Annotated in this window: 18 protein-coding genes and 4 tRNA genes; 12 read left to right on the top strand and 10 right to left on the bottom strand. The window is 59.8% G+C overall.

The features are described 5' to 3' along the window. Positions 1–88: 88 nt before the first annotated feature. From BSF44_RS21495 to BSF44_RS21475, 5 genes are read left to right on the top strand one after another with little or no spacing between them, the layout of a single operon-like run. A complete protein-coding gene (locus BSF44_RS21495; RefSeq protein ID WP_095945211.1) occupies positions 89–895 on the top strand; it encodes an alkaline phosphatase family protein in 807 nt (268 codons plus the stop codon). Between the two features lie 5 nt (positions 896–900). Then, positions 901–1737, top strand: coding sequence for an ABC transporter permease subunit (locus BSF44_RS21490; protein ID WP_172435381.1), 837 nt, complete (start codon positions 901–903; stop codon positions 1735–1737). Further along, on the top strand, positions 1724–2524 hold the full coding sequence (locus tag BSF44_RS21485; protein WP_095945209.1) for an ABC transporter permease: 801 nt from the start codon (positions 1724–1726) through the stop codon (positions 2522–2524). The genes BSF44_RS21490 and BSF44_RS21485 overlap by 14 nt, the downstream gene beginning before the upstream one ends. Then, on the top strand, positions 2521–3510 hold the full coding sequence (locus BSF44_RS21480; protein WP_095945208.1) for an ABC transporter ATP-binding protein: 990 nt from the start codon (positions 2521–2523) through the stop codon (positions 3508–3510). The genes BSF44_RS21485 and BSF44_RS21480 overlap by 4 nt, the downstream gene beginning before the upstream one ends. Positions 3511–3544: 34 nt before the next feature. Beyond that, a complete protein-coding gene (locus tag BSF44_RS21475) occupies positions 3545–4198 on the top strand; it encodes an HAD family phosphatase (RefSeq protein WP_095945207.1) in 654 nt (217 codons plus the stop codon). A gap of 114 nt (positions 4199–4312) precedes the next feature. On the opposite strand, the gene BSF44_RS21470 is transcribed toward BSF44_RS21475, so the two are convergent. Beyond that, on the bottom strand, positions 4313–5275 hold the full coding sequence (locus BSF44_RS21470) for a zinc-binding dehydrogenase (protein ID WP_095945206.1): 963 nt from the start codon (positions 5273–5275) through the stop codon (positions 4313–4315). Positions 5276–5413: 138 nt separating this feature from the next. Between BSF44_RS21470 and BSF44_RS21465 the strand changes: the two genes are divergently transcribed. Both BSF44_RS21465 and BSF44_RS21460 read left to right on the top strand, forming a co-directional pair. Next, entirely contained in the window at positions 5414–7495 is a 2082-nt protein-coding gene (locus tag BSF44_RS21465; RefSeq protein ID WP_172435380.1) for a carboxy terminal-processing peptidase, read from the top strand. A gap of 145 nt (positions 7496–7640) precedes the next feature. Then, positions 7641–9431: a bifunctional diguanylate cyclase/phosphodiesterase gene (locus BSF44_RS21460; protein ID WP_095945204.1), complete on the top strand. Its 1791-nt coding sequence runs from the start codon at positions 7641–7643 to the stop codon at positions 9429–9431. Between the two features lie 24 nt (positions 9432–9455). On the opposite strand, the gene BSF44_RS21455 is transcribed toward BSF44_RS21460, so the two are convergent. From BSF44_RS21455 to BSF44_RS21435, 5 genes are all read right to left on the bottom strand, one after another. Beyond that, positions 9456–9863, bottom strand: a complete 408-nt coding sequence (locus BSF44_RS21455; RefSeq protein WP_095945203.1) for a hypothetical protein — start codon at positions 9861–9863, stop codon at positions 9456–9458. Next, positions 9864–10235, bottom strand: coding sequence for a hypothetical protein (locus tag BSF44_RS21450; RefSeq protein ID WP_007898892.1), 372 nt, complete (start codon positions 10233–10235; stop codon positions 9864–9866). Beyond that, positions 10232–10573 (bottom strand): helix-turn-helix transcriptional regulator, encoded by a 342-nt coding sequence (locus BSF44_RS21445; RefSeq protein WP_095945247.1) that lies wholly within the window; start codon positions 10571–10573, stop codon positions 10232–10234. The genes BSF44_RS21450 and BSF44_RS21445 overlap by 4 nt, the downstream gene beginning before the upstream one ends. 114 nt (positions 10574–10687) lie before the next feature. Further along, positions 10688–11143, bottom strand: coding sequence for a YkvA family protein (locus BSF44_RS21440; RefSeq protein WP_095945202.1), 456 nt, complete (start codon positions 11141–11143; stop codon positions 10688–10690). A gap of 292 nt (positions 11144–11435) precedes the next feature. Beyond that, a complete protein-coding gene (locus BSF44_RS21435; RefSeq protein WP_007974985.1) occupies positions 11436–12152 on the bottom strand; it encodes an FKBP-type peptidyl-prolyl cis-trans isomerase in 717 nt (238 codons plus the stop codon). A gap of 269 nt (positions 12153–12421) precedes the next feature. Here BSF44_RS21435 and BSF44_RS21430 point away from each other — a divergent pair, with 269 nt between their 5' ends. Continuing rightward, a complete protein-coding gene (locus BSF44_RS21430; RefSeq protein ID WP_095945201.1) occupies positions 12422–14224 on the top strand; it encodes a di-heme-cytochrome C peroxidase in 1803 nt (600 codons plus the stop codon). 28 nt (positions 14225–14252) lie between these two features. Further along, positions 14253–15389 (top strand): catalase family protein, encoded by a 1137-nt coding sequence (locus BSF44_RS21425; protein WP_095945200.1) that lies wholly within the window; start codon positions 14253–14255, stop codon positions 15387–15389. A gap of 190 nt (positions 15390–15579) precedes the next feature. Here the strand turns inward: BSF44_RS21425 and BSF44_RS21420 are convergent. The 4 genes from BSF44_RS21420 to BSF44_RS21405 form a co-directional block, all read right to left on the bottom strand. Further along, positions 15580–15656, bottom strand: a tRNA-Asp gene (locus BSF44_RS21420). Positions 15657–15675: 19 nt separating this feature from the next. Then, a tRNA-Val gene (locus tag BSF44_RS21415) sits at positions 15676–15751 on the bottom strand. A gap of 199 nt (positions 15752–15950) precedes the next feature. Next, positions 15951–16027 (bottom strand) — tRNA-Asp (locus BSF44_RS21410). Positions 16028–16046: 19 nt separating this feature from the next. After that, a tRNA-Val gene (locus BSF44_RS21405) sits at positions 16047–16122 on the bottom strand. 159 nt (positions 16123–16281) lie between these two features. Here BSF44_RS21405 and rdgC point away from each other — a divergent pair. The 3 genes from rdgC (at position 16282) to sugE (ending at position 18748) form a co-directional block, all read left to right on the top strand. Further along, the gene (gene rdgC, locus BSF44_RS21400) at positions 16282–17202 is read left to right on the top strand and encodes a recombination-associated protein RdgC (protein ID WP_007969735.1); all 921 of its coding nucleotides are present in this window, start codon (positions 16282–16284) and stop codon (positions 17200–17202) included. A gap of 147 nt (positions 17203–17349) precedes the next feature. Beyond that, the gene (locus tag BSF44_RS21395; RefSeq protein ID WP_095945199.1) at positions 17350–18315 is read left to right on the top strand and encodes a bile acid:sodium symporter family protein; all 966 of its coding nucleotides are present in this window, start codon (positions 17350–17352) and stop codon (positions 18313–18315) included. Between the two features lie 118 nt (positions 18316–18433). Beyond that, positions 18434–18748, top strand: a complete 315-nt coding sequence (gene sugE, locus BSF44_RS21390; protein WP_007977599.1) for a quaternary ammonium compound efflux SMR transporter SugE — start codon at positions 18434–18436, stop codon at positions 18746–18748. The last annotated feature ends 48 nt before the right edge of the window (positions 18749–18796 follow it).

Here is an 18796-nt window from a genome sequence, read left to right as displayed (position 1 = left end):
TGAATGGTAGTCCCTCATCGCGAGCAGGCTCGCTCCCACAGTGGACCGAGTGAATTCCGAATTCCTGTTCCACGGAGTTTTTGCCCCTATGAAGCACAACGTCATCCTTGTCGTGCTCGACGGCCTCAACTACGAGGTCGCCCGCCACGCCATGGGGCACCTGCAGGCTTACGTCGGCGCCGGACGCGCCGCACTCTACAAACTGGAGTGCGAGTTGCCTGCCCTGTCCCGACCGCTGTACGAATGCATCCTGACCGGCGTCGCGCCGATCGACAGCGGTATCGTCCACAACAACGTCTCGCGCCTGTCCAACCAGCGCAGCATCTATCACTACGCCACTGACGCAGGCCTTGTCACTGCAGCGGCGGCCTATCACTGGGTCAGTGAGCTGTACAACCGTTCGCCCTTCGTCGCGGCCAGGGATCGTCACACCGATGACCCGAAACTGCCGATCCAGCACGGGCATTTCTACTGGAACGATCACTACCCGGACTCGCACCTGTTCGCCGACGCCGAAAACCTGCGCCTGCGCCACACGCCGAACTTCCTGTTGATCCACCCGATGAACATCGACGACGCCGGGCACAAGCACGGCCTCGACACCCCGCAGTACCGCAACAGTGCCCGCTCGGCCGACATCATCCTGGCCGACTACCTGCAAGGCTGGCTCGATGCCGGTTACCAGGTGCTGGTCACCGCCGACCACGGCATGAACAACGACCGCTCCCACAACGGCCTGCTGCCGGAAGAACGTGAGGTGCCGCTGTTCGTTCTCGGTGACGCGTTCAGCTTCGACGCCGGTGCCGCGCCGAAACAGACCGAGATCTGCGGCACCGTCTGCCAGTTGCTCGGCGTGCCCCACGACAAACCGGTCTGCCGGGAGCTGTTGAAGTGAATGCCATGACACGCAGTAAATGGCTGGCAGCCTTATGCCTGGTCCCGTTCGCGCTGTTCTTCATCGTGTTCGAGATCGCACCGCTGACCTGGGTGATGATCAACAGCCTGCAATCGGAAGAATTCGGCTGGGGCCTGGCCAACTTCAGCAAGATCTTCAGCTCGAAGTTTTACCTGCAGGCCATCCAGTACAGCCTTGAGATCAGCTTCTGGTCCAGCGTGTTCGGGATCGTCATCGCAATTCTGGGCGCCTACTCCCTGCGCCGGGTCGATTCGAAACTGCGCAACTTCGTCAACGCCTTCGCCAACATGACCAGCAACTTCGCCGGTGTGCCCCTGGCCTTCGCGTTCATCATTCTGCTCGGCTTCAACGGCAGCTTCACCATCATGCTCAAGCAGGCCGGCATCATTCAGGACTTCAACCTGTACTCGAAAACCGGACTGATCATTCTCTACACCTACTTCCAGATTCCCCTCGGCGTGCTGTTGCTGTACCCGGCCTTCGATGCGCTGCGCGAAGACTGGCGCGAGTCTGCTTCACTGCTCGGCGCGAGCGGCTGGCAATTCTGGCGGCACATCGGCTTGCCGGTATTGACGCCGGCACTGCTGGGCACCTTCGTGATCCTGCTGGCCAACGCCCTCGGGGCCTACGCCACGGTGTACGCCTTGACCACCGGTAACTTCAACGTGCTGCCGATTCGCATCGCGGCAATGGTGTCCGGTGACATTTCCCTGGACCCGAACCTGGCCAGCGCCCTGGCCGTGGTGCTGGTGGCCTTGATGACCCTGGTGACCATCGTGCATCAGTTGCTGTTGAAGAGGAGCTACCATGTCACGCGCTGAACTGGGGCCCGCCGGTGTCTACCACCGGGTCGTGGTGTACTTGCTGTTTGCCATCCTGCTGTTGCCGCTGGCCGGCACGCTGATCTACTCGATCGCCAGTAGTTGGTCGGCGACCATCCTGCCCAGCGGTTTCACCCTCAAGTGGTACATCCAGTTGTGGAGCGATCCGCGCTTCCTGAATGCGTTCGGACAATCGCTGCTGGTCTGCGTCGGTTCGCTGATCCTTTCGGTGGTGCTGATTCTGCCGTTGCTGTTCGTGGTGCATTACCACTTCCCGAAACTCGACGCGCTGATGAACATCCTGATCCTGCTGCCCTTCGCCGTGCCGCCGGTGGTGTCGTCGGTGGGGCTGTTGCAGCTCTACGGTTCCGGACCGTTCGCCATGGTCGGGACGCCGTGGATCCTGATCGGTTGCTACTTCACCGTGGCGCTGCCGTTCATGTACCGGGCGATCACCAACAACCTGCAAGCGATCAACCTGCGCGACCTGATGGACGCCGCCCAGTTGCTCGGCGCCAGCACCTTCCAGGCAGCCCTCCTGGTGGTGCTGCCGAACCTGCGCAAGGGCCTGATGGTGGCGTTGCTGCTGTCGTTCTCGTTCCTGTTCGGTGAGTTCGTGTTCGCCAACATTCTGGTCGGTACCCGCTACGAAACCCTGCAGGTCTACCTCAACAACATGCGCAACAGCAGCGGCCATTTCACCAGTGCGCTGGTGATCTCCTACTTCTTCTTTGTGCTGGTTCTGACCTGGATTGCCAATATCTTGAACAGGGACAAAAGCGAATGAGCTATGTCAGCGTCCAACATCTTCAGAAAAGCTTCGCGGGCACCACGGTGTTCAGCGACATCAATTGCGAAATCCAGAAAGGTGAGTTCGTCACCCTGCTCGGCCCGTCCGGTTGCGGCAAATCCACGCTGCTGCGCTGCATCGCCGGACTGACTTCGGTGGATGGCGGCAAGATCCTGCTCGACGGCCAGGACATAGTGCCCCTGAGTCCGCAGAAACGCGGGATCGGCATGGTATTCCAGAGCTATGCGCTGTTTCCCAACATGACCGTGGAACAGAACGTCGCCTTCGGCCTGCGCATGCAAAAGGTCAATGCCGACGACAGCCGCAAACGTGTCGCCGAAGTACTCAAACTGGTGGAGCTCAATGACTTTGCCGCGCGTTACCCGCATCAGCTCTCGGGGGGCCAGTGCCAGCGCGTTGCCCTCGCCCGCTCCCTGGTGACCCGGCCACGCCTGTTGCTGCTGGATGAGCCGCTGTCGGCCCTGGACGCGCGGATTCGCAAACACCTGCGTGAACAGATTCGTCAGATCCAGCGTGAACTGGGCCTGACCACGATTTTCGTCACACACGATCAGGAAGAAGCCCTGACCATGTCTGACCGGATTTTCCTGATGAATCAGGGAAAGATCGTACAGAGCGGCGATGCCGAAACCCTCTACACCGCACCGGTGGATGTGTTCGCAGCCGGTTTCATCGGCAACTACAACCTGCTGGATGCCGACAGCGCTTCGAAGCTGCTGCAGCGACCGATCAGCAAGCGCATCGCCATTCGCCCGGAAGCCATCGAACTGAGCCTTGACGGCGAACTGGACGCACAGATACGCAGCCACAGCCTGCTGGGCAATGTGATTCGCTACCGGGTCGAAGCCCGGGGCGTGGAATTGGTGGTGGATGTGCTGAACCGCTCGGCGGCCGACCTGCATCCCGATGGTCAGCGCCTGGCGCTTTCCATCGATCCGACGGCCCTGTGTGAGGTAGCCTGATGCCTTTGCTGATGCTGAAGAGAGAACTGCACTGATGGCCCTGGCAATTTTTGATCTGGACGAAACCCTGATCCACGGCGATTGCGCCTCGCTTTGGAGCGAGCAAATGGTCCGCCTCGGCTGGGTCGATGGCGAATCGTTCCTGCGTCGCGACAAGGAGTTGATGGATGCGTACGGCAGGGGCCATCTGGCCATGGAGGACTACATGGCCTTCAGCCTGGAACCGTTGATCGGTCGTACGCCCGCAGAGGTCGAGCATCTGGTTGGCCCATGGGTGGAAGACTTCGTCGAACCGATCATCTTCAGCGACGCCACCAAAACCATCGCGGCGCATCGTAAGGCCGGTGACCGGATTCTGGTGATTTCGGCCTCGGGCACCCACCTGGTCGGCCCCATCGCCGAACGCCTGGGCATCGACGAGATTCTCGGTATCGAACTGGAAGTGGACCATGGCGTTTACACCGGCCATACCGTTGGCACCCTGACCTACCGCGAAGGCAAGATCACCCGTTTGCTGGAGTGGCTGGATGCAGAGGAGGAAAACCTCGAAGGCGCGAGTTTCTATTCCGACTCACGCAATGACCTGCCGCTGTTGCTGAAGGTGGATTATCCGCATGTGGTGAACCCGGATCCGGTGTTGCGCGAGCAGGCTGAAAAGGCGGGCTGGCCGATCCATCTCTGGAAGTAACTCGTATCCCTTGTAGGAGTGAGCCTGCTCGCGATTGCGGAAGGTCAGTCAACATTAACGTCGAGTGATCCACCGCTTTCGCGAGCAGGCTCGCTCCTACAGGTTTTTGTGTTGTCAGCTCAGGCTTTCGTCAATCACCAACACCACCTTCCCCGCTACGGTATTGCTCGCCAGCTCGGCAAACGCTGCCTCGGCATCCTTGATCGGGAATGTCCTGGCCAGTTGCGGGCTCAAGCGCCCCTCGGCAAACAGCGGCCACACATGCAGGCGTAGATCGCTGAACAGATCGGCCTTGAATTGATCGTCACGGCTGCGCAGGGTCGAACCCAGCAACTGCACACGCTTGGCCAGCACCTGGGCCAGATCCAGTTTGGCCTCACGGCCGCCCATCAGACCGATCAATACCCAGCGGCCATCCTGGGCCAACAGCTTGAGGTTCAATGCCGAGTAATTGCCGCCCACCGGGTCGAGAATCACATCGAACGGCCCCAGATCCCTCAGGCTCTCCAGATCGCCATTACGCAACACGCCGCCCTGGGCGCCCAGTGCTTCGCAGTACGCCAATCGCTCGGCGGAGCCGACACTGACCCAGCAGGGGTTGCCGAACGCCTTGCACAGCTGAATGGCCGCTGAACCGATTCCACTTGCCCCGGCATGCAGAAGCACTTTCTGACCCGGTTTGGGCGCAGCCAGTTGAAACAAATTCAACCAGACTGTTGCATAAACTTCTGGCAATGCAGCCGCCTCGACCAGTGACACTTCGTCGGGAACTGGCAGCACATGCCGCCCGTCGACTACCACCTCTTCGGCCATCCCACCCCCGGCCAGCAAGGCGCAAACCCGATCACCAACCTGCCAGGAGGACCCGGCGCCCACCTCGCTGATGACCCCCGAGCACTCTAGACCGAGCACTTGACTAGCCCCCGGTGGTGGCGGGTAAAGGCCGGCTTTCTGCAATAAATCGGCGCGATTGAGACCCGCTGCCGACACTCGGATGCGAACTTGCCCTACATCGCATGTAGGACTCGGCTCATCAACCCACACCACTTGACCGTCAACGCCTTGCAATGCTTTCACAGTGCCTCCATAGTGAGTCTGGACTGAGCCCGAAGCTGTAGCGCCGGGCTTTTTGCATTATGCGACCGGCTCCCAAAGAACCGGCGACTTCAAAGACGGCCTAATATGCGTTATCAATTGTCCCCGCGTCGAATCAGCATGAAGCATCTGTTCCCCAGCACTGCCCTCGCCTTGTTCATCGGTATCGGCTTGCTGCCGATGTCGAGCAATACATTCGCAGCCAATAGCTGGGACAAGCTTCAACCCGATCGTGACGAAGTGATCGCCAGCCTGAACGTCGTGGAGTTGCTCAAGCGCCACCACTACAGCAAGCCGCCACTCGATGACGCGCGCTCGGTGATCATCTACGACAGCTACCTCAAGCTGCTGGATCCGTCGCGCAGCTACTTCATGGCCAGCGACATTGCCGAATTCGACAAGTGGAAGACGCAGTTCGACGATTTCCTCAAGAGCGGCGACCTTAACGCCGGGTTCACCATCTACAAGCGCTACCTGGACCGCGTCAAGGCGCGTCTGGACTTCGCCCTTGCCGAGCTGAACAAGGGCGTCGACAAGATCGACTTCACCACCAAGGAAACCTTGCTGATCGATCGCAAGGATGCCCCTTGGCTCAAGTCCACCGCGGAACTCGACGACCTGTGGCGCAAACGCGTCAAGGACGAAGTCCTGCGTCAGAAGATCGCCGGCAAGGACTCCAAGCAAATCCAGGAAACCCTGACCAAGCGCTACAAGAACCAGTTGGCGCGCCTGGACCAGACCCGCGCGGAAGACATCTTCCAGGCGTACATCAACACCTTCGCCATGTCCTACGACCCGCACACCAACTATCTGTCGCCGGATAACGCGGAGAACTTCGACATCAACATGAGCCTGTCCCTCGAGGGCATCGGTGCCGTGTTGCAGAGCGATAACGACCAGGTGAAAGTCGTGCGCCTGGTGCCGGCAGGTCCGGCGGACAAGACCAAGCAGGTTGCACCGGCCGACAAGATCATCGGCGTTGCCCAGGGCAACAAGGAAATGGTCGACGTCGTGGGCTGGCGCCTGGACGAAGTGGTCAAGCTGATCCGTGGTCCGAAGGGCACCGTGGTGCGCCTGGAAGTCATCCCGGCCAGCAATGCGCCGAACGACCAGACCACCAAGATCGTGCCGATCACCCGTGAAGCGGTGAAGCTCGAAGATCAGGCCGTGAAGAAATCGGTCTTGAATCTCAAGCAGGACGGCAAGGACTACAAGCTCGGCATCATCGAGATCCCGGCGTTCTATCTGGACTTCAAGGCCTTCCGTGCCGGCGACCCGGATTACAAGAGCACCACCCGCGACGTCAAGAAACTGCTGACCGAGTTGCAGAAAGAGAAAGTTGACGGCGTGGTCATCGACTTGCGCAACAACGGCGGCGGTTCCTTGCAAGAAGCCACCGAGCTGACCAGCCTGTTCATCGACAAAGGCCCGACCGTGCTCGTGCGTAACGCCGATGGCCGGGTCGATGTACTGGAAGATGAAAACCCGGGCGCGTTCTACAAAGGCCCGATGGCGTTGCTGGTCAACCGCCTGTCCGCCTCGGCTTCGGAGATTTTTGCCGGTGCTATGCAGGACTACCACCGCGCACTGATCATCGGCGGCCAGACCTTCGGCAAAGGCACCGTGCAGACCATTCAGCCGCTCAACCATGGCGAACTGAAACTGACCCTGGCCAAGTTCTACCGGGTTTCCGGGCAGAGCACCCAGCATCAGGGCGTCTTGCCGGACATCGATTACCCGTCGATCATCGACACCAAGGAAATCGGTGAAAGCGCCCTGCCGGAAGCCATGCCGTGGGACACCATCAAGGCGGCGATCAAACCTGCGCTCGACCCGTTCAAACCGTACATTTCGCAGCTCCAATCCGAGCATGACGTGCGCACGGCCAAAGATGCGGAGTTCGTGTTCATCCGCGACAAGCTGGCCCTGGCGCAGAAACTGATGACCGAGAAAACCGTCAGCCTCAATGAAGTCGAGCGTCGCGCCCAGCACGCCGACATCGAAGCCAAACAGCTGACCATGGAAAACATCCGTCGCAAGGCCAAGGGCGAAGAACCGCTCAAAGAGCTGAAGAAAGAAGACGAGGACGCCATTGCGGCCGAGGACGACAAGACCAAGCCGGAGGACGACGCCTACCTCAGCGAAACAGGGCGGATTCTGCTGGACTACCTGAAACTCAACACGGCAGTGGCCAAGCACTGAGTTTGTACAAACAACTGATGGCAATTTAATGCTGACGGCCCTGTAGCGTCATCAAACAGTCATCATTCTGTCGTGAAATAAAGGACCGGGCGTGCTCTTTTTACCAAGGGCACGCCCGGTCCTTTTTTTATTGCCAGAGATCGCCATGACCACAACCGAACAGCTGAGCGCCTTGAACTCGATCCTGAGTCAAAGCGGTTTACACAGTCTGTTCCAACCGATCATCAGCCTCTCTGAGCGACGCATCCTCGGTTACGAAGCCCTCAGTCGCGGCCCCTCCAACAGCCCTCTGCACTCCCCTATCGCCCTGTTCGCCGTCGCCCGCCAGGCCGGACGCCTGAGCGAGCTGGAAATTGCCTGCCGCGAAAGCGCTTGCCGACGCTTCAATGAGCAACAACTGCCTGGCCTGTTGTTCCTTAACGTGTCCCCGGAGTCCCTGCTCGAAGCGGCCCATCAACCGGGGCGCACCCTGCAATTGCTGCAGGACTTCGGCATTGCGCCGAGCCAGGTGGTCATCGAGCTCACGGAACAGACTCCGACGGACGATTTCCAGCTGCTGCAAACCGCCCTGCATCACTATCGGGCGATGGGGTTTTCGATTGCGCTGGATGATCTGGGAGCGGGCTATTCGAGTTTGCGCCTGTGGTCCGAGCTGCGGCCCGATTACGTGAAAATCGACCGGCATTTCATTGATGGCATTCATCAGGATGCGCTCAAGCGCGAGTTCGTCGGCTCGATCCTGCAAATCGCCAAAGCCTCCCGGGCGCAAGTCATCGCCGAAGGTATCGAACTCCCCGAAGAACTCGCGGTGCTGACCGAAATGGGCGTGGACCTGGTGCAGGGCTATCTGCTCTGCCGCCCCCAGGAACACCCACCCCGGGATGCCCGGGCATTGATGCCCCGCCAGGACAGCACCGCCGTCGTACTGAGCGAAGACGGCAGCGACCTCAGCGCCCTGCTTAACGAACTACCCGCGGTGAACCGCGACACCCCGACCGCCACAGTGCTCGAAGCCTTTCGCCGCCAGGCCAACCTGAACTCGCTGGCGGTCCTGGATGAACAGGGTCAGCCCTGCGGCATTGTCCATCGTCATTCACTCTCCGACGCCCTGCTCAAGCCCTTTGCCACCGACCTGTTCGCGCGCAAGCCCATCAGCCGCCTGATGAACGATGACTTCCTCGCTGTCGAGCTGAGCCAGTCGTTGCAACAGGTCAGTCGCCTGATCACCAGCCGCGCCCGACAGCGCATCGAAGAAGATTTCATCATCACCCTCAACGGCGGTTATCTGGGGTTGGGCCGGGTGATCGACGTACTCAAGCTGATCACGGAACTCAAGATCCAGCAGGCCCGCTACGCCAACCCGCTGACCTTGCTACCGGGCAACGTGCCGATCCAGCAATGCCTGACGCGGCTGCTGCAACAGCGACGGGAATCGGTGATCTGCTACGTGGACATCGATAGTTTCAAGCCCTTCAACGACATCTACGGCTATGGTCGCGGCGACGAAGTCCTGCTGTGCCTGGCGCAATGCCTGAACGACCGCGTCGACCCGTCCCGCGACTTCGTCGGACACATCGGCGGCGATGATTTCCTGCTGGTGCTTGGCCCGGAAGACTGGCGCAAACGTTTGAACCAGTTGCAGGGCGACTTCCAGAGTCAGTGCCGGCGCTTCTACCGCAGCGAACACCTGGAAGCCGGCTGCTTCATCGCACCGAATCGCCAGGGACAGCGCCAGGAGTTTGCGTTGTTGTCACTGTCGATCGGCGTTGTGCATTTGCATCCACAGGCCTGTGAACAACTCGATGCGAGCCAGTTGGCCGAGATGGCATCACAGGCCAAGCACCATGCCAAGAATGTGCAGGGCCATAGCGTGCATGTGATTGATAGCCGGGTAGTGTCGACGGTTGAAGAGCTGCTCGTTTCCGGGCATCGATAAGGGAGCTTTTCGGCAACAGTCCAATCAGCGAGGCGCCGAGGAAGACTTCAGCTCTTCGAGCTTGATCGACGCCAACGGATGCCCGGCCTTCAACGCAATCTCCCAGAACCGCGCGGCCTCAACCGGATCCGGAGCCTTGCTCGCCGTCCCGGCCAAACTGATCACGCCCACTTGATACGCCGCCTTGCCATCGCCCGCCAAGGCCGCCAGGCGCAACAAACGCACGCCCTCCTCACGAGCACCGAGGCCGACGCCGCGAAACGCCAGGATGTGCCCATAGAAGCTCTGGGCGCCGACATCGCCGAGGCTGGCCATGCGGGCGAACTGGCCTTCGAGCCAGTGCCAGCCCCGAGGCTGACGGACAAACCATGACCAGTGAAACAATCGGCGCGCGAGCCAGTAACCGACCCGCGCCTTGAGTTGCAAGAACACTCAGGCCTCCGCCGATTCCGGGTATTCGTACTCGAACACCCGCACCACTTCCGAAGCATGCCAGGACGCGGCGGCAACGCCGTCCGACGGCCCGGAAAAACGCCCGAGACGCTCGACACATTCAAAGAACCCGGTGCGCGGCAAGCGGCTGGCGCCCTGACTGATCACCAGCGAACTGCGCAATGGCTGCTCCGCCCTGGCGTCCAGGGCCGCCAGATGCTCAAGGGCCGCGGTCAGGGTCTGCATGGCCGGGGTCGGCAGCTGCAAACGCTCCAGCAATGCCCGATACGTCAACAGATGGCGCTGGCGACGCGCCTGATCCAGTTCGCCCAACAATCCGTCCCAGTGTTGACGACTGATGCGTACGCTCACGATTCATCCCTCCACCCAGGCACCGTCAATTCCCAGGCCAGGCTGCGACGAATCGCGGCGTCGGGCAGACGCTCGCCACTTTCGATCATGGCCAGGTAAGACGGGCTGATGCCTACCGTGCGGGCCAACGCCTCGATGGCGATGCCCTTCCCCTCACGCAAACTGCGTAGTTGATCCAGACCCGGAAGAATCGCGTCTGGTGTTGCCGCCTGAAGCTTTGCAGCTTGAGGTGACGCTTGCTCCTTGATACCCGCTGCTTTCAGTAACGCCTGATACTGAGCCCATGGCAGAACCGCATATTCGGGCTCGCCTTCGCGTGTAATTATCTGAATATCCATCACTACCCCGTAGGACAACAACACTTAGCGAGTCAGCACTTTTCCCTAGAAGTGTAATCCTAACAGCGGCCAAGGTCGCGGGGGACATCAATCTGTGAACAGGTCAAAATCGACTCAGTGTTTTTTCGGGCCTTGAAGTTGAAGTTGCTCGGGGGTATCAGGCAGACGCTCAACCACCGCGAGCTTCTCCGGCACTTGCCGTTTGCGCCAGGCGCGGAAGGCATTGAGCTCGTCGTCGAGCACTTTCATCAGCCATGCCAGTACCGCGATGTCATCGAGCATGCCAAATACTGGAATGAAATCCAGGATCGCATCCACCGGACTGAGGAAATACATCAGGCCCGCAACCACCGAAACCAGCGCCCTGGGGCTGATGGCGCGATACTCACCACGCCAGTAGGCCAGGCAGAGTGCCTGCATCAGGCGCAAGTCATCCTTGAGCTTGCCCAACCGGTTGCCCTGGCTTGCAACTTTACTGGCGACCGCGAACAACAGGGTCGGCAATCGACCGCGTGCCAACAGGCGTCCGGCCAGTGGCAGGAAACGAGCGAAACTCCAGGGTGCTTTCATCATTCCTCCCGTTGAAATGTTATCCACACAAATTGTGGATAACCTTGTGAACAGAGCTGCTTTTCATCGCTGTAAGCCCCGTTTTACAAGGTCTGCGTTCAGATCGGGCGTTTTTTACTCATCAAAAAAAACCCATAATTTCATTGACTTGGCGGCCTTGTGCGACTACCGCCAACACCACTATGCCTAAGACTCCGGCCTAGAGCGTCTGTTCGTTTTGTTTACCCCCGCCGAACGCCAGATGCAACAACGCCCCGCATGAGCGAGGCGTTGTTATCGAAGCAGGCGCTGGTTACTTGGCAGCGGCGTCTTCTTTTGCCGGATCCTTGATGGCCAGCAGTTCCAGGTCGAATACCAGCACCGAGTTGGCTGGAATCGCCGGGCTTGGGCTTTGAGCGCCGTAAGCCAGGTCAGCAGGAATGTACAGCTTGTACTTCTCGCCAACGTGCATCAGTTGCAGGCCTTCGACCCAACCCGGGATCACACCGCTGACCGGCAGATCGATCGGGCTGCCACGCTCGACGGAACTGTCGAATACGGTGCCGTTGGTCAGCTTGCCGGTGTAGTGAACGGTCACTACGTCAGTCGGCTTTGGCTGAGGGCCATCGGCTTTCTGCACGACTTCGTACTGCAAGCCCGAAGCGGTGGTGGTCACGCCAGGCTTCTTGCCATTTTCTTCGAGGAATTTCTTGCCGGCGGCTGCCGACTCTTCGCTCATCTTGGCCATGCGTTCTTCGGCACGCTTTTGCAGTGCGGCGAACGCCTCGACCAGTTCTTCGTCTTTGAGCTTCTGCTCTTTCTTGCCGACGGCGTCTTCGATGCCCTGGGCTACAGCCTTGGAATCCAGGTCATCCATGCCTTCCTGAGCCAGGCTCTTGCCCATGTTCAGACCAATGCCGTAGGAAGCTTTTTGCGCCGGAGTTTTCAGCTCTACGCTGGTCTGCGAGTCACAACCCGCGAGTACCAGGCCAACCAGGGCTACCGCCGCCGCCAACCGATGCTGTTTCATGCTATTTCCTTGTTCATGCGCCTAAAGGGCAATCGAGTAAAGCCGCGAGCTTATCAGGCCGCCACGACCAATGGCTACCGGCATGAGAGCTGGAAACAATTGATAAGTTCAGGTGTTTAAACGCTTTTCACAATTCGGCTGATGAAGCTTCTTTCATCTTGATCCGACGCAGGCCGATTCCTGAACCTACAACATCTGGCGTAATGGCCTCTTGCCGCATCCTGGGTACTCGGGCATAACGGCATGATCATTCGACAAGGACGTTTATCTTGCGCCTCTTCCTTCGCTTGCTGGTTCTCATCACAGTACTGCTCGGGCTGATCATGGCCGTGGTGCTTTACTACGTCGCCAACCCGAAGCTGCCGGCCTGGTCGCCTGCACAACAGGTGCATTACCTGGAGCAATGGAGCGCCGCCGATCGCGAGACCTATTACCTCACCCCCCAGGGCACTCAGGTCAAAGGCTTGCGCTACGACTGGTTCACCGCCCTCGAACTGCCCTTCTCGCAACAACGATTCGCCGCCCCCGAATACCTCGCCCGCTTCGGTTTCCTGGTGGACCCCGGCCAGAAACCGATACCGAACAACCCTGGCAACCTCCCCGCAGGCTTTACCCGGCACCAGAACGCGGGGAGCCCGGATGTGTTTCTGGATATCACCTGCGCGGCCTGTCACACCGGTGAACTGCGTTTCAAGGGCCAGGCCGTGCGTATCGACGGCGGCTCGGCGCAGCATGTGCTGCCGTCCAGTGTTCCTACGCTCAAAGGGGGCAGTTTCGGACAGGCCCTGGTGGCCAGCCTCGCCTCCACTTACTACAACCCGTGGAAATTCGAACGCTTCGCACGCAACGTGCTCGGTCAGGACTACGAGACGCGCCACCAACAGTTGCGCAAAGATTTCAAATCTTCACTGGACACCTTCCTCAAGGTGGCCTGGAACGACACCCATCGCGGGCTCTATCCGACCGAGGAAGGCCCGGGGCGCACAGACGCCTTCGGGCGCATCGCCAATGCCAGCTTCGGTGATGCGATATCCCCCGACAACTACCGCGTAGCCAATGCCCCGGTCGATTATCCGCAGTTGTGGGACATGTGGACGTTCGAATGGGTGCAGTGGAACGGCTCGGCAAAACAACCGATGGCCCGCAACATCGGCGAGGCGCTGGGCGTCGGTGCCACGCTGAACTTCTTCGACAAGAACGGCCAGCCGCTGACGGGCGATGCCCGCTATCCCTCCAGTGTCCGCGTGCGCGATCTGCACCTGATCGAACAAACCCTGCAACGACTCGCGCCTCCAGCCTGGCCGGAAGAACTGTTGGGCGCGGTCGACAAACCCCTGGCAGCCAAGGGGCGCGCCTTGTTCGCCGAAAACTGCGCAGGTTGTCATGTACCGCGCACCACCCAGGGCGAGGGGCGATACGTTCAGCACCTGAAAATGCTCCCGGTGGATTACATCGGCACCGACCCCGGCGCGGCCAACAACATCGCTGACCACCGCTTCGACCTGACAGCGCTGCAATGGAAGCAGGCGGAACTGGAAAAACTCGATGTCGAGCCAAAACCCGACGAACCACTGGACCTGAGCAAGATGTCCGTGGCCAAGGGGCTGGCCTACGTCACCGCATTTGTCCGGGACCGCGCGTATCAAGACGCCAATGTCACCCCTGCTGAGCGTCCTTTAATGGACGGTTTCGGCCTGCCAATCGGTGTGCGCGAGTTGCGTTCGTACAAGGCCAGGCCATTGGCGGGTGTATGGGCGACACCGCCGTTCCTGCACAACGGTTCGGTGCCGAGCCTTTATCAATTGCTGTCGCCTCAGGATGAGCGTGCGACCACGTTCTATAAAGGCACGTTCGAATACGACCCGGGACACCTGGGCTATCGCACCGAAGCCTTTACCAACGGATTTCTGTTCGATACGCGAATCACCGGCAACCACAACAGTGGCCATGAATTCCGCGCCGGCAAACTCGGCAATGGTGTAATCGGCCGCGGGTTGCAGCCGCAAGAACGCTGGGCCCTGCTGGAATACCTGAAAGTGCTGGGCGGCCCGCTGGAAGCGCAATTGCCATGACCACCACCTCAGTCAAAAGGACTTTCCCATGCTGATTACACTTTGGCTGCGCCTGGGCGCCTTTCTCGGCAAGCTGTTGCTGTGGTTACTGGGTCTCGGCGTGCTTGGCTGGGCCCTGGCCAGCGCCTGGTTTGCCTGGCAGCAGCGCGGGCCGGTCTCGACGCAGGAGTTGATTGCGGACAACGAAGCCGCGATGACCCGGGACATCATCCAGACCGCCGTGCGCATCGTCGATCAGCACCGTGAAAGCACCCGCTATTTGCGCGACGCCCATGCCAAGGCCCACGGCTGTGTGAAGGCCGAAGTTCAGGTGCTGCCGGAATTGCCAGGCGAACTGCGCCAGGGCGTGTTCAGCGAGCCGGGCAAAACCTGGCAAGCGACGATGCGGCTGTCCAACGGCAATGCCTACCCGCAGTTCGACAGCATCCGCGATGCCCGGGGCATGGCGATCAAACTGTTCGATGTGCCGGGCAAGCAACTGTTGAGCGATCAGCAGGGGCGAAGCGAACAGGACTTTGTGATGTTCAGCCACCCGAACTTCTTTGTCAGTAATGTCGCCGAATACCGTCAGAACGTCGCCGCCCAGGCCGACGGTAAAAAGATGATGGCCTTCTTCCCCGGCCGGGATCCACGCACGTGGCAGGTTCGCCACCTGTTCATTGCCCTGGCGACACTGGCCCCCGCCCCGTCGAGCCCGACCCAGACGACGTATTTTTCGGTTTCACCCTACAAGTTCGGTGAAGCCAATGCGAAGTTCCGGGTCATGCCCGATCCGGATAGCTGCCCGGCCTACTACCTGCCGGAACAGAATCGCAAGCTGCCGAACTTTCTGCGCAATGCGCTGAACCAACAGCTGTCGACTGACCGTGTGCCGGCGTGTTTCGCCTTGCAAATCCAGCGACAGAACGCCAACAAGTACATGCCGATTGAAGACACCAGCATTGAGTGGCGTGAAAGCGATGCGCCCTTCGAGACAGTGGCGCGAATCAAAGTGCCGGCGCAGGACTTCGATACACCGGCGCTGAACCTGCAATGCGACAACCAGTCGTTCAATCCCTGGTTTGGCGTCGAGGCGCACCGCCCCATCGGCGGGATCAATCGCCTGCGCAAGGCCGTCTACGAAGCCGTCAGTGACTACCGGCACGCCCGCAATGCCGAACTGTAGGAGCGAGCCTGCTCGCGAAAAACTCATGGCCGCCACTGGGCACCTGAATTTACGCGTTATCGTTCACGACCTTCGCGAGCAAGCTCGCTCCTACACAGAGCGAGGAAAGCCAAATCCCGGACAGCAAAAAGCCCGCACAAGGCGGGCTTTCTGTGGTGACCTGGCGTTCAGTGTTCCAGGTTACCGAATATGGCGCAGCGGACGGGACTCGAACCCGCGACCCCCGGCGTGACAGGCCGGTATTCTAACCGACTGAACTACCGCTGCGCGTAGCGTTGAAAGTAAGTGGTGGGTGATGACGGGATCGAACCGCCGACATTCTGCTTGTAAGGCAGACGCTCTCCCAGCTGAGCTAATCACCCTTTACCTTCGTTGCGGGGCACATTATGCCACAGGTTTTTATAAAGTGTTGATTTATTTGAAGTTTTTTTCAAAAAATCTAAAAACCCGGTGAAACGATGCAACCCACAGGAACAACAGTCAAACTTTAGGCAGAAAAAAGCCCGCCTAAGCGGGCTTTCCCGTGGTGACCTGGCGTTCAGTGTTCCAGGTTACCGAATATGGCGCAGCGGACGGGACTCGAACCCGCGACCCCCGGCGTGACAGGCCGGTATTCTAACCGACTGAACTACCGCTGCGCGTAACACTGAAAACGAATGGTGGGTGATGACGGGATCGAACCGCCGACATTCTGCTTGTAAGGCAGACGCTCTCCCAGCTGAGCTAATCACCCTTCGCTTCGGTGTGGCGCGCATTCTACGGAGCGACCCAACCTCTGGCAAGCACTTTTTAAAATAATTTTCCGAGCCCTTCCAAAGGCTTAGAGAAAGGTTGGCCTATGGCACGGCGAAGACAATAATGCCCCCCTTTGTATAAAGGAGAGACTCACCCCATGTGGTTCAAAAACCTGCTTATCTATCGCCTGACCCAAGATCTGCCTGTTGATGCCGAGGCGTTGGAAACTGCACTGGCCACCAAACTGGCGCGCCCATGTGCAAGCCAGGAGTTGACCACCTACGGTTTCGTCGCGCCGTTCGGCAAAGGCGAAGATGCGCCACTGGTGCACGTCAGCGGTGACTTCCTGCTGGTGTCCGCGCGCAAGGAAGAACGTATTTTGCCGGGCAGCGTCGTGCGTGACGCGGTCAAGGAAAAGGTCGAAGAGATCGAAGCCGAGCAAATGCGCAAGGTCTATAAGAAGGAACGCGATCAGATCAAGGATGAAATCATCCAGGCCTTCCTGCCCCGCGCCTTTATCCGTCGCTCGTCGACCTTCGCCGCCATCGCGCCGAAACAGGGCCTGATTCTGGTCAACTCGGCCAGCCCGAAACGCGCCGAAGACTTGCTGTCGACCCTGCGTGAAGTGATCGGCACCCTGCCGGTGCGCCCGCTGACCGTGAAGATGTCCCCGACCGCAACCATGACTGAGTGGGTTACCACCCAGAAAGCCGCGGACGATTTCTTTGTGCTGGACGAGTGCGAACTGCGCGACACCCACGAAGACGGTGGCATCGTGCGTTGCAAGCGCCAGGACCTGACCAGCGAAGAAATCCAGTTGCACCTGAGCACCGGCAAAGTGGTCACTCAACTGTCCCTGGCCTGGCAGGACAAACTGTCGTTCGTCCTCGACGACAAAATGGTGGTCAAGCGCCTGAAGTTCGAAGACCTGCTGCAAGACCAGGCCGAACAGGACGGCGGCGACGAAGCCCTGGGCCAACTGGACGCCAGCTTCACCCTGATGATGCTGACCTTCGGCGACTTCCTGCCGGCGCTGGTTGAAGCGCTGGGCGGCGAAGAGACTCCGCAGGGCATCTAAACCCTGGCGATGTCCAAATTGTAGGAGCGAGCCTGCTCGCGATAGCGGAATGTCAGTCAGCATCATTGTTGAATGTCAGTCCGCAATCGCGAGCAGGCTCGCTCCTACATTGGTTTAGTGATGCTACTTATAAAAAAGGATCAAGCCATGCGCGCACTGGCTGCATTGAGTCGTTTTGTCGGCAACACCTTCGCTTACTGGGTACTGATTTTCGCTGTCGTGGCGTTTCTGCAGCCGGCGTGGTTCCTCGGCCTCAGGGGCGCCATCGTGCCCTTGCTGGGGCTGGTGATGTTCGGCATGGGCCTGACCCTCAAACTCGAAGACTTCGCCGAAGTCGCTCGCCATCCATGGCGCGTGGCCTTGGGCGTGGTTGCCCATTTCGTGATCATGCCCGGCGTGGCGTGGTTGCTTTGCCAGGCGTTCCACTTGCCACCGGAAATCGCCGTCGGCGTGATTCTGGTCGGCTGCTGCCCGAGCGGCACCTCATCGAACGTGATGACCTGGCTGGCCCGTGGCGACCTGGCGCTGTCGGTAGCCATCGCCGCCGTCACCACCCTCCTCGCCCCGCTGCTGACGCCGGCGCTGATCTGGCTGCTGGCCTCGGCCTGGTTGCCGGTGTCGTTCATGGAGTTGTTCTGGTCGATCCTGCAGGTGGTGCTGTTGCCGATCGTGCTGGGCGTGGTTGCCCAACGGGTGCTCGGCGACAAGGTTCGCCACGCCGTGGACGTGTTGCCGCTGGTATCGGTGGTCAGCATCGTGATCATCGTCACCGCAGTCGTCGCCGCCAGCCAGGCGAAGATCGCAGAGTCCGGCCTGTTGATCATGGCCGTGGTCATGCTGCACAACAGCTTCGGCTACCTGCTGGGTTACTTCACCGGGCGCCTGTTCAAGCTGCCTCTGGCCCAGCGCAAGTCCCTGGCCCTGGAAGTCGGCATGCAGAATTCCGGGTTGGGTGCCGCGTTGGCGAGCGCACACTTCTCACCGCTGGCGGCAGTGCCAAGTGCACTGTTCAGTGTCTGGCACAACATTTCCGGGGCATTGCTCTCCACGTATTTCCGCCGCATGAGCGAGAAACAGGATCGGGAAATGGCTGCACAGCAGGCGACTGACTGATTCAAAAACTTGATCCCCGGGTTAATGCTGGGCACTCTATTGCCCATCGCGAGGACGACCTCGCGGCTCGATCGAGTCATTAATCAGGGGACGACCCCGTCAGACGATGGAGGTCTTCATGTCCTGGATCATTCTGTTTTTCGCCGGCCTGTTCGAAGTGGGCTGGGCCGTCGGCCTCAAGTACACCGACGGCTTCACCCGCCCGCTCCCCACTGTGTTGACCGTTGCGGCCATGGCGATCAGCCTTGGCTTGCTCGGCCTTGCAATGAAGGAATTGCCGCTGGGTACGGCCTATGCAATCTGGACCGGGGTCGGCGCCGTGGGCACGGTGATCGCCGGGATCATTCTGTTTGGCGAATCCATGGCGCTGGTGCGGTTGGCGAGTGTGGCGTTGATCATTAGCGGACTCGTTGGGCTCAAGGTCAGCGCTTAAGCGACTACCGCCAATCGCGAGCAGGCTCACTCCTAAAGGGATCGCGGG

It is taken from the genome of Pseudomonas sp. ACN8, assembly GCF_002303925.1.
Lineage (GTDB): Bacteria > Pseudomonadota > Gammaproteobacteria > Pseudomonadales > Pseudomonadaceae > Aquipseudomonas.
Note: the sequence above shows the minus strand (reverse complement) of the source record. Positions and strands in the feature narration are given on the sequence as shown.